The organism is uncultured Acetobacterium sp. (assembly GCF_927416815.1).
GTDB lineage: Bacteria > Bacillota > Clostridia > Eubacteriales > Eubacteriaceae > Acetobacterium.
Genome location: NZ_CAKMJU010000010.1, coordinates 21627 through 32867, shown reverse-complemented (window position 1 = coordinate 32867; position 11241 = coordinate 21627). Strand labels below are relative to the sequence as shown.

At 42.6% G+C, this 11241-nt stretch carries 10 protein-coding genes; 6 read left to right on the top strand and 4 right to left on the bottom strand.

The genetic code is table 11. From position 1 onward, the window contains the following. Positions 1-135 precede the first annotated feature (135 nt). Complete coding sequence (locus QZ998_RS01970; protein ID WP_296557581.1) at positions 136-1134, bottom strand: dihydroxyacetone kinase subunit DhaK; 999 nt, start codon at positions 1132-1134, stop codon at positions 136-138. A gap of 226 nt (positions 1135-1360) precedes the next feature. Between QZ998_RS01970 and QZ998_RS01965 the strand changes: the two genes are divergently transcribed. From QZ998_RS01965 to QZ998_RS01955, 3 genes are all read left to right on the top strand, one after another. Further along, positions 1361-2074: a LytTR family DNA-binding domain-containing protein gene (locus tag QZ998_RS01965; protein WP_296557579.1), complete on the top strand. Its 714-nt coding sequence runs from the start codon at positions 1361-1363 to the stop codon at positions 2072-2074. Continuing rightward, positions 2071-2931 (top strand): GHKL domain-containing protein, encoded by an 861-nt coding sequence (locus QZ998_RS01960; RefSeq protein ID WP_296557576.1) that lies wholly within the window; start codon positions 2071-2073, stop codon positions 2929-2931. Before QZ998_RS01965 ends, QZ998_RS01960 begins: the two co-directional genes overlap by 4 nt. 88 nt (positions 2932-3019) lie before the next feature. Then, positions 3020-3952 carry a sugar-binding domain-containing protein gene (locus QZ998_RS01955; RefSeq protein ID WP_296557574.1) on the top strand — a complete coding sequence of 311 codons (933 nt, stop codon included), beginning with the start codon at positions 3020-3022 and terminating at the stop codon, positions 3950-3952. A gap of 153 nt (positions 3953-4105) precedes the next feature. Here the strand turns inward: QZ998_RS01955 and QZ998_RS01950 are convergent, their stop codons facing one another. Further along, positions 4106-6031: a DUF2207 domain-containing protein gene (locus tag QZ998_RS01950; protein ID WP_296557572.1), complete on the bottom strand. Its 1926-nt coding sequence runs from the start codon at positions 6029-6031 to the stop codon at positions 4106-4108. A 93-nt stretch (positions 6032-6124) separates the two neighbouring features. After that, positions 6125-6682: a LemA family protein gene (locus QZ998_RS01945; protein WP_296557571.1), complete on the bottom strand. Its 558-nt coding sequence runs from the start codon at positions 6680-6682 to the stop codon at positions 6125-6127. A 240-nt stretch (positions 6683-6922) separates the two neighbouring features. Here QZ998_RS01945 and QZ998_RS01940 point away from each other — a divergent pair, with 240 nt between their 5' ends. The 3 genes from QZ998_RS01940 to rbr all read left to right on the top strand — a co-directional run bounded on the left by QZ998_RS01940 (position 6923) and on the right by rbr (position 10037). After that, a complete protein-coding gene (locus tag QZ998_RS01940) occupies positions 6923-7573 on the top strand; it encodes an HAD hydrolase-like protein (protein ID WP_296557569.1) in 651 nt (216 codons plus the stop codon). A gap of 12 nt (positions 7574-7585) precedes the next feature. After that, entirely contained in the window at positions 7586-9361 is a 1776-nt protein-coding gene (locus QZ998_RS01935) for a hypothetical protein (protein WP_296557567.1), read from the top strand. Between the two features lie 79 nt (positions 9362-9440). Next, complete coding sequence (rbr, locus tag QZ998_RS01930) at positions 9441-10037, top strand: rubrerythrin (RefSeq protein WP_296557566.1); 597 nt, start codon at positions 9441-9443, stop codon at positions 10035-10037. 78 nt (positions 10038-10115) lie between these two features. Here the strand turns inward: rbr and QZ998_RS01925 are convergent, their stop codons facing one another. Further along, entirely contained in the window at positions 10116-11234 is a 1119-nt protein-coding gene (locus QZ998_RS01925; RefSeq protein ID WP_296557565.1) for an Ldh family oxidoreductase, read from the bottom strand. Between the last annotated feature and the right edge of the window lie 7 nt (positions 11235-11241).

Here is an 11241-nt window from a genome sequence, read left to right as displayed (position 1 = left end):
GCCGGAAAACCTCAGTGAATGAAAGAAGGTAGTGACAGAAAAAAAACGGGGAATGCTGTATTTTTGCGGCCTGCAGACCCTGTTACTCGAAATCCGGGTTAAGGAAGGCCTTAAAAAGCATGCAAATACATATTTTTATCGTACCAGATAGGGCGTTCGGGCTGGCGCATTCCAATAACAGAGGGTCTGATTATTCATGCGGGCAAAAAACAATTGAAAGCCGGCTTGTTCCTGAACGGTCAAAACTTCTTCAACCCAATTTGCGACAATCTTGATACCTTTGTCATTTAAATATTTGTGAACACATCTAAAAATGATCAGCATCTCCATGATGGTGGTGGAGCCGGTGCCATTGACAATCACCATGATTTCCTCACCGGCACAAAGATTTAGATCAGCAATCAGCAAATCTGTCATCAGGATGGCCGTTTCATCCGCATTCTTCATTTTTTGACGGTCACCGCCGCCTTCACCATGCTGACCCATACCAATTTCCATTTCATCAAAACCAAGTACCCAAAAAGCCGAGCCGTTTTGGGGATGGGTTGCCGTTTTGGAGGCCACCGCAATGGTTGCCATATTATCAGCAAAGTCCTGGGCAATGGCAGTGACTTCGCAAAGCGATTTTCCCTGGGCGGCAGCAGCACCGACAATTTTGTACAGTGGGACACATCCCACCAGGCCGCGCCGTCGTTCTGCCGCAGAACGGGGTGCAAAGGCAACATCCTCACGGATAACAACCATCGAAACTGCAATTCCGGCGCGACGGGCTTCTGCGACGGTTCTGGTACCGGCCATCATATCGCTGGCATGGTTTAAGACAATTAGGACAATGCCCTTACCCTTATCAGCAAGGTGAAGCGCTTCAAAGACTGCCTTATAGCCTGGCGCTGCAAAAATATCACCAACCACCGCGACGTCGATCATCCCTTCACCAACAAATCCTTCGCAGGCGGGTTCATGACCAGATCCACCCAAGGTCACGATGGTGACGCGGTTAGCGTTATGAAGGCCTTTGCTGACGACAAGATTATTGGGCCTGACCTCAAGAATAAACGGATTGGCAAGAGCCAGCCCTTCAAGGAGTTCAGAGGTGATGTTTTCCGGTTTATTAATGAATTTTCTTAGATTCATGGCAGGGTTCCTTTTTATTTCATAGTTTGTTTCATCGGTTATTCTATGATTAATACTAGCAAAAATTTGTCATTAAAACAATCATGGTGTCACGAAAACAATGTTTAGTGTCACCAAAAATCATGTTAAAAGGATAAATGAGAGTAAATGATTGTAACAGCGACTGAGATACGTTATAATTATTTAATTGTTAAGTATAGTTTTAACTGGAATAATAGGTGAAAAGATGTTAAAAATAGCGGTCTGCGAAGACGAGGAACAACATAGAAGAATATTGGTTGACTTGATTAGTCGTTATCCATTTAAAAGCGACTATTGTTTAACTACCTTTTCGTTTGGTTATGAACTCGTTGCAGCGATTAACAATCGTCGAGATTTTGATGTTATTTTTCTAGATATGCGATTAGATCAGGAAGATGGCATTGATATTGCAAATGAAATCAGAAAAACTGGTAATACCGCCCGAATTATCATTACAACATCCTTAATAGAGTATGCAGTACTGGGTTATTCCGTTAATGCCAGTGATTTTTTATTAAAACCATTTCCTGAAGATAAATTGTTTCAGGTTTTAGAAAAGCTCGAAAATGGCATCAGTCAGTCACGATCCAAGGTTCATGAGATCGATTATAATGATGAAAAAATACTGCTTAGAACTGATGAGATCTTATATTTTGAGAGTCTCGGCAGAAAAATAAAGGTTGTCACCTTCGAGGCTGAATACACCTATAACTACACCATCTCGGCGCTGGAAAAGGAACTCGATCCAGTCCGCTTTGTTTTATGTCATCGCTCTTATATTGTTAATCTAAAAAATGTAAAAAGTATCAAGACAAGAATGGCAGTATTAAAAAATGGTGTCATGCTGCCCATCAGTCCTAAAAGGAATCAAAGGGTTTATGATGCTTTTACTCGTTATATGGCAGGAACGATCGAATGAAAAGGTCATCAAAGATTCGCAATATTGTCCTTTTTAGCATTCCCCTTATCAGTTTGATTGTCGGCTTAAACCTGTATTACATCGATGTCTACGTCGAAGGCAGGCATCTGGTCGGCTTCGTATCCTTGGCTGCGTTGGTCTATATCAATGTGGTTATTTTTGCAATCTTAAAAGTATGGGATCATGAAAGCAAGAAGATAAACGAATACAAGACTGTCAATATTCAGCTCGAACTGCAACAAAAACACTATAAAGAAATGCTCGAAAAAAATTATGAGGTGAGAGGCTTATGGCATGATATGAACAACCATATCATTACCATGCAATATTTAATCAAAAACCAGGCCAGTGACGAAATTGAGGTTTATTTGCAACAATTTCATGAGTTGCTCCAGAATGCGGTGGATCATAATCGCTCTGGAAATTATGTTGTGGATGCGCTGCTGAATTATAAAATTAAGGTTGCGTCAGATAATCAGATAAACTTTGTCCATTATATTGCTATTCCGGAAAAACTTAAAATGAACAGCATTGACCTGTCAATTATTCTGGGTAATGTTTTAGACAATGCCATCGAGGGATGTCTGCGTGATTCGCGTCAACATCAGGAAAAAATAATTAAGTTTAATATGTACTACAAGCGCGAAAGCCTGCTGATTGATATTGAAAACACCATTGATGTAAAGACAATCCAAAAAGCGGGAAACAACATGGTCAGCAGCAAGCGGATTGATGGTGATCAAAACGGCTATGGGATTTCAAATGTTAAACAAGTTTTAAAGAGTTATGAAGGAAACATGGTTACTCAAATCCTTGAAGATCGCTTTAAATGCACCATTCTGATACCCTTGGATTAGCTTGAATCGCGAACCGATTCAAATTGACAAAAGCTGATCAATGCGATATATTATATCTGCATTTACATAGTCAAGGTGAGGTAATTTGTTGAAAGAAAAAGAATTGTACCGTTTAATACATGTTTCGCAGTTATATTATGAGCAAAATAAAACCCAGTCCGAAATTGCTAAAGAGTTAGATATATCTCGTCCCGCGGTCAGTTATCTGTTAAATAAGGCCAGAAAAGCGGGGATTGTGAAAATAGATGTGCTTTCCTATCATCGTACAATCAGAGGGATCAGGCATGAATTGTGCCACCGCTTTAACCTGCAAAGCTGTCGTGTCGTCACCTTGCCAGATGATCTATATCAAATTGGCGCGGATGTGCTGCTCGAATTTTTGCCAAAGACCAAGATTCTTGGTTTGGGTTGGGGTTATAATATCGATAAGATTATTGCTAAAATTTCTCCTCAATATCTGGTTGAGAACAATAGTGGCATTATTTGTCCGCTAATTGGTGCCACAACCGCGCCGCAGCGGGGTTACTACCCGGATGATTTGGTGAAGGAGCTGGCGCTAAGAACAAATCGGCAAGGACTATTTCTCAATTGTCCGGCGATTCCCGCTACCGCGGAAGAACATGCCGAGGTGATAGCTTCTGATGATTATCTGTGCATTGAAGAGTATTGGAGAAAAACAACAACGGCATTGATAACCCTGGGTAGTTATCCCTCAGTGCCAGATCATGCTTCGGCAATGCGCTTTGGCAGAAAACTAATAGAAGAAAAGGCGGTTGGCTGCTTGCTGACCTATTTCTTTAATCCTCAGGGGGAATTGATTGATAGCGAGGATGACTATGCCATCCAGATTCCCTTAGAACTATTAGCCCGGGTCAGAGATGTGATCGGATTTGTACCTCAGGAAGCCAACGTTGATTCAATTATTAGTGGTTTGAAAAGCGGTTATTTCAAACATCTGATTATTACCGAAACGCTGGCAAGTCAAATAATTAAACAGCTCGATAGCGAGCAAGCTGTCTAGAAGCTGTTTATAGTTGCAAAAAAAACGTCGAATCATATTATGATTCGACGTTTTTAAGTTGTTGTTTTTTTTGCGAGATCTCTGATGTTGAAAAATAGCAGCTATTTAAGCTGGCCAACCGAAGCGATGGTCGTCTAAAGGTGTAAGTTGCGCTTACCAGCTACCGCCACCACCACCGCCACCGCCGCCGCCGGAGAAACCGCCGCCACCGGAGAAGCCACCGCCGCCAAATCCGTCAGAACCGGAGTGAGGCGGAACAATCATCGATGAAGAGATGTTGTTCATGCTGCGGGTTAAACTAGAGACAAACAAGAGTGAGGTAAAGTTGTTGCCATAGCTTGAGCCATAATACCAGCTGGGCTGTTCAAGGGCAATCGACTCAAAATTTTTGGCCCACTTATCGGTAACCCCTAAAACATAAGCATAGGGCAGGATATTGTAAAAATACTGGGGATTTTCATTGACCAGAGCAAGAATCCGATCTTTTTCAGCTTTTTCAATAAAATTCTTAAAGCCCAGCACCTGTCCCAGCCAAAGACGTCCGGTTTCGGTACGTTTCGTGGCTATGATCTGGAAGAATCCGATACCATAGGTGGTCAGTAGCGCCAGTAGCAAGGGCAGGGGCGAGGGATCATCTAATATCAAGCCGACAACCGTCAGTACCAGTGCTGAAACGATCCCCAGAATGATGCCGGTAATCAGCCGCATGACTGTTTTTTTACGGGCGATACCCTTGCGATTTCTAATCGCCCGGCTGATCCGATTGGCAGAGAAGACTGTCGGGGCAATTCCAAATACGGCAGTGATACCCAGAAAGAACAAACCTTCAAATAAAGAGGTCATGGCACCGATCCGGTAGTTACCGTTGATGGCATAGGCCAAAAGCGGTAGGGTCATCAAAATGCTGATAAAAACCAGACCAGCCTTAGATGATTTTGTAAAAATCTGATTTTCGGGAATATCGAAATACCCTTTAATCTGACTCTTAGTAGCAACAATGGTATCATAGAAACTTTCCGGCACACTTGCGGTTGAAAAGCTATCCCGATGATCAAATAGATTAACAAACAGGGTGTGTTCAAAATCCTCGGCTGAGTCGGGTAGATTCTTGACTTTATGAAAGATGAACTTCTTTTTACTGACCTCTTCAATGGTCATGTAGCCTTTATCTGCCCAATACATCAGCAGTGATAAAACTTCAGGGTTGTCTAGCGAACCATCGACAATAAAACCAATTTGCGAGGGCGTGAAATTCTGGGGTGGATAAAACTCAACCGTTTCAACCGGTTTTTTGTCGCGCCCGGTAAAGAACCAGATCAGTGCGCCGCCTAGTAAAGAAAGAATAAAGACCGCGTACATAAAAGGTTCTAGCTCATTGCCGGTAAAAGCACCGATAAAATAACCTTCTGGCAGATTGATTTTAAGGGTAACACCTTCCTGATTGTAAAGGGGTCGATTGAGGGTGCCTTCAATGATGTTGCCGTTGACCGTAAAATCAACCGAGCCGGTATCCGTTGCACCGTAACCACCGGTGATGAATTCAATCTGATTCGGATCAAATGCTTTTGGCATGGTGATTTTAAAACTGGCATTTTCAATCATGGTATTCCAGTTCTGGGGAATAATATTAAAATAGACATCATCCATACTGTCGATTTTATCATCGCCAGGATTCCAGACATATGAAATCGGATAGGTTTGGGTGCCGCTGACATAGACATCGGCGTCACCGATTTTAATCATGACATTGTTGTTTTCATATGAGGTTTCAAAATTGAAGTTGTCAACATTGATCTTGGTCAGCCGGGCAGTGTAGGGAGTTTCGACTGGTTGTCCGTTAATTTCCCGGTAAAAACTGCCTTTGTAGGGAATGTAGCGAAAGATCCCGCGGCGTGGTTCAGAAAAGGTGACGGTGATGTTTTCCTGAACTTGATAGGCATGATTCTCCTGAACGTCAATAATGACATCGTACTGATTGATATCAAAATATTCCTGGGCAAAAGCGTTTACGGGGAAAATAATTCCGCTCAGCAGCAGGCCAAGCAGGCCAAGCAGGATCGGGGTGCTTTGCTTTTTCACATGGTTTACCTCCATAAATTTGTAACTGACGGCATCAAATAAATGCCGCCAGTTTTGTTGTTATCGCTTTTTCTGATTGGTTTACGGTAACGATTAGTTAAATTTAACCTGAACGTTTTCGCGTTCTGCGGCAGAGCCAACCTCAAAGAAGGGTTGCTTTTTGAAGCCGAAGATACTGGCAATCAGATTACTGGGGAAGGATTCAACCTTGGTGTTCATGGTGCGGACAACCGCATTATAGTACTTACGGGAGTTGGCGATTTCGTCTTCTAACATTTTTAGCTGTTGTTGTAAGTCCAGAAAATTTGTATTGGCCTGGAGTTGGGGATAGGCTTCAGCCACCGCAAAAAGGCTTTTCAGTGTGCCGGATAAAGCATTTTCATTGGCGATTTTTTCATCAATGCTGGTGGAATTCATGGCCGCCGTTCGAGCCGCTGTTACCTTGGTAAAGGTTTCCGATTCATGGCTGGCATAACCTTTGACGGTTTCAACCAAGTTGGGAATCAGATCGTAGCGCTTCTTAAGATAAACATCCATAGTCGAAAAAGCCTCTTCAACTTGGTTCTTAATACTGACAAAGCTATTTCGAGATAAGATAAGCCACAGGCCGATAATCACAATTAGACCGAGTATAACTAGAATAGCAATCATTTTTTTAATCCTCCTTAAACAATTTACTGCTAATATTATATCACGTCCCCATTCAGGTCACAATAAAATTAAGGGATACTTTTACAAGGGTAGCAAACAGACAAATATTATCAGCGTTAAGCAATTTAATCCAGCTAAGAGTAATATTTTGTCTTGTTGGATGGATGCTTCTATATTATAATTAATACAAAAAAGATCTTGGCAATTGCGCTTAGATAAAGTTGTGCCAAAGGAGAAATAATGAAGTACACACATATACTATTTGATCTTGACGGAACCATCATCGATTCGCGCGAAACGGTGCGGATTTCGTTTGAATATGCATTAGAAAAAATGAAGGTTCCCAACCCGAAAATTCTCGACATCGATCCGCTGATCGGACCGCCGATACTTAAAACCTTTCACGAGGTTTATGGTTTTTCTCTAGAACAAGCACGACAAGGTTATCAATTTTACTTAGAAGAGTATGTTGGCAATGGCCAGATGTATCACGCCAAGCTTTATGACGGGGTCAGAGAAACCATCCATACCCTCTATACAGAAGGATGCTTTTTAGGCGTTGCGACAACTAAAAATGAAGCCAATGCCCGGAAAATAATCGAAAATCTAAAACTGGATATTGCCATTGATCGGGTCTATGGAACCTACAATGACGGCACCCGTAGCAATAAAAAAGAGATTATTAGCAATCTCCTGGAGGATAATGATGTGCTGGATTTAGCAGCCGTATTAATGGTTGGGGATCGCCATTATGATATTATCGGCGCTAACGAGGTCGGTATTGATTCGGTCGGGGTGACCTACGGCTGCGGCAGCGAAGACGAACTGCGAGTGGCCGGAGCCACTCATCTGATTGACGGGATTACCGAATTATTGGCGATAATAAAATAGGAGGTAGCAAAAATGGAATCAAAAAACATGAATTTAAAACGAACGGCTTTAATTAAAGGCGATTTAAAATTTACTAATTTTGGTCAGATTGTCAAATCCACCTTATTTAGAAAATTGATCAAAACCTTTATTGACGAACTGACCGTAAAAAAATCGCATTTATTAAAGGTATTAGAACCCTTTAATAATGAGCAAGGCGAATTCAACGAAACAGCCTTTATCGATTTTGTATATCTGCTAAATATCAACCCCCTCGACGAGATCATGCAGTCCGGTTATTTTGAGATTCGCTTTAGCCATCAAGAATATGCACAGCTGTTTCTAGGGTTTTTGGAAGGGCTTTACAACTACTGGCGCAGTATCCAGCGATTTATGATTAAAACGGACGCGTATAATCCAGATGAAAAAACCAAGCGTTCTAAGGCTTATTCGCTGGCATCCAACAATGATGCCTTTAAAAAAATGGTCTTGGATTTATATCGAAATATTCATTTTAACGTCACCGGAAAAAGCTTTAGCATTTACCGGCAGCTCCCCAGTGGTGCTCAGGTGGCTTTTTTAACCGATAAGTTTGAATTTGATCGAGGAGTAAAGAGTAAAAATGATTCACTCTATCAGGTGCCCTATGTCTGGGAGGCAATCTTTGAACCGCCGGTTATTTTTTACACCCAGTCCAGTAAACGGGATGGGATTTTTCCAGTCAAGGACAAACGGATGCTGCAGAAATTTTATCTTGATTGCGAGGAGTGGTTTGCCATTCCCGTAAAGGTCGGGAGACTGTTGGCGATTGTTTATGTGCATAAAGAATTTCTGGCTCTGGGTGCTGGTTTGTTCAATCTTTTTGAAATGGCCACACCCGAAGAATTTACCACCAAAAAACCAGACGCAGTGGTTTTCTTTGGTCTCGATGAGGTGCTATTTGAAGAGGATGAAAAACTGGGCTTTGTCGTTAAAGAAGATGATGTCTATTACGGGCTGCTCCCGGATACCGCCCAGGTTGATTGCTTTGGTTATATGAAGAAAATGATGCTGACCCTCCACAATATTATTCAGATCGAAAAGCAGGATATGCCGGTGCACGGTGCCTTTGCCAAAATTCGCGTTGGTGGCAAGAAATCAACCAACATTATGCTGATTGGCGATAGTGGAGCTGGTAAATCCGAAACCCTGGAAGCCATCAACAAGCTGCCCAAAGAATTAGCCTGTGATTTTGACATTTTGATTGATGATATGGGTTCCCTGCACTTCAATAAGGAAGGCGATTTGATGGCCGTGGGCACAGAAATCGGTGCCTTTGTAAGGCTCGATGACCTCCAGCCCGGTTATGCTTACAGCACCATGGATCGCAGTATTTTTATGAACCCCAATATTATCAATGCTCGGGTTATTGTGCCGCAGATGGCTTATGAAGAAATATCAAAGTCGACTCGGGTGGACTATGTTTTCTACATTAATAATTATGAAGAAATCAGCGAAACGGCACCACCAATAGAAATGTACGATGATTTAGATGAAGCCTATGCGGTCTTTTCTGAAGGCAAACGGATGGCCAAGGGTACCACGGGCGAGGTCGGCATCACAACCACCTATTTTGCTAACCCCTTTGGGGCAGTCCAGTTTAAAGAAGAGCATGAAAAGATTGCTAAAAATACTTTTAAAAGAATGCGCGAAACGGGAGTTCAGGTGGGGATGATTAGAACGCAGTTAGGGATACCCGGCTACGAACAAGACGGTCCCTTTTTAGCTGCCCAGGCACTGATTGCCTTTATTGACCAATTAAATAAATAAGCATGATTAAAAAGGTTTCATTTCTTTGAAAGCTGGTATATAATAAGGTAAGTTTATAATCATTATAAAGGAGGAAAAAATGGGTAAATTACAAGGAACACAGACGTTAGTTAATTTAATGACATCTTTTGTCGGCGAATGTCAGGCGAGAATGCGGTACACGTATTTTGCATCAATCGCAAAAAAAGAAGGTTATGTTCAGATCAGTGAATTTTTCACAGAAACAGCAGGCAATGAAAAAGAACATGGTGAATTGTTCTATAAGCACATTGCAGCCAATGAATACACATCCGGCAATGCTGTTGAAATTCCTGTGAGTGCGACCTTCCCGGTAGCTCTTGGGGATACCAAAAACAATTTATTGCATGCTGCTTCCGGTGAGAATGAAGAATGGAATGAGCTCTATCCAAAGTTTGCAAAAATTGCAAAAGAAGAGGGCTTTGATGAAATTGCTGAGACTTGGCTGGAAATATGTATTGCTGAAAAAGCTCACGAAACACGCTATCTCAAATTGGCTGCCAATATTGAGTTGGGTCGAACCTTTAAACGGTTTAGCGATGTCAAATGGAAATGCGGCAATTGTGGCTATATTTATGAAGGCGCTGAAGCCCCTGAATTATGCCCAGCCTGCAAACATGCTCAGGCGTATTTCGAACTATTTGCTGAAACCTATTAGAAAAAATGAAACAAACATAAACAAAAAAGAAACGGCATCTTGTCCGTTTCTTTTTTGTTTTAGAAATAATTTATCAAATTATTTTTCAAAAGGGAAGTGGTAGTGATCGAGACCCAACTCGGCCTTAATATCGAGGATGTCTTTGATCAGGGCATCATTTACCGGGGTGCCCTGATCTTTACGATCCAGCCAGGCCTCGTATTCCTTTTCGCCGGCGGTGTAGATTCGTTCCTGACCAGGCATTTTTTCTGAGGCGCGTAGGTCTCTTAAAATATCGCCGGTGATTTTTTTAAAGGATTCCGGTTCGGTAAAGTTTTCAATATTAATCGCGATAAAGAAATGACCCAAATGATAGGGCTGAGCCTTGCCCAAGGCATCAAAACCGAGCAGGCCTTTTAAGAAAGAACCGCTTTGCAGGGCGGCCGAGAGGATTTCGACAAAGGTGGCGTAGCCATAACCCTTATAACCGCCGGTGTCTTCACCGATCCCGCCTAGCGGGGTCAGAGCCGCCTCGCCTTTAACTAAGTCAATCAGGATCTGTTTGGTATCGGTGCGGCTGTTGCCTTGCCGATCGATGACCCAGCCATCGGGCAGATCCTTGTTTTCGCGATCATAAACCTCTATTTTGCCGCGCTGTGATACCGAGGTCGCACAATCGAGCACAAAGGGGAAGGGCTCATCGCTAGGAACGCCAACGGTGATCGGGTTGGTACCGAGCATGTTTTCAACCCCAAAGGTTGGCGCGATTGAGGGACGAGCGTTGGTGCCGGTCATTCCAATCATATTGTTTTCGATCGCCATCAGCGGATAGTAGCCGGCAAACCCATAATGGGTCGAATTCCGCACGACGGTCATTCCCATGCCATAGACCTTGGCTTTGTCAATCGCCATTTGCATGGCTTTTTTGGCAATGACATGACCCATGCCATCATGACCATCAATCACGGCGGTGGTGAAGGTGTCTTTGACTACTTCAAATTCAGTCACCGGATTTTGGATGCCCTGTTTGATACGGTCATAGTAGATTGGTTTTAAACGGCCGATACCGTGGGAATCGATCCCCCGTTTATCAGAGCTGATTAAGATGTCGGCACAAATTTTGGCGTCTTCTTCGGGAACGCCGATGCCTTTTAAGGCATCGGTCATGAATGCTTCAAGAATGTCAAAGGGGATTCGGTAGGTGGTTTCGTCTTTCATCAATAAT

What these genes read in the sequence shown, in the direction of transcription:
- rbr (WP_296557566.1), top strand. Translation starts at nt 9,441, where the DNA reads ATGGGTAAATTACAAGGAACACAGACGTTAGTTAATTTAATGACATCT.
- QZ998_RS01935 (WP_296557567.1), top strand. Translation starts at nt 7,586, where the DNA reads ATGGAATCAAAAAACATGAATTTAAAACGAACGGCTTTAATTAAAGGC.
- QZ998_RS01965 (WP_296557579.1), top strand. Translation starts at nt 1,361, where the DNA reads ATGTTAAAAATAGCGGTCTGCGAAGACGAGGAACAACATAGAAGAATA.
- QZ998_RS01970 (WP_296557581.1), bottom strand. Translation starts at nt 1,134, where the DNA reads ATGAATCTAAGAAAATTCATTAATAAACCGGAAAACATCACCTCTGAA.
- QZ998_RS01945 (WP_296557571.1), bottom strand. Translation starts at nt 6,682, where the DNA reads ATGATTGCTATTCTAGTTATACTCGGTCTAATTGTGATTATCGGCCTG.
- QZ998_RS01960 (WP_296557576.1), top strand. Translation starts at nt 2,071, where the DNA reads ATGAAAAGGTCATCAAAGATTCGCAATATTGTCCTTTTTAGCATTCCC.
- QZ998_RS01925 (WP_296557565.1), bottom strand. Translation starts at nt 11,234, where the DNA reads ATGAAAGACGAAACCACCTACCGAATCCCCTTTGACATTCTTGAAGCA.
- QZ998_RS01940 (WP_296557569.1), top strand. Translation starts at nt 6,923, where the DNA reads ATGAAGTACACACATATACTATTTGATCTTGACGGAACCATCATCGAT.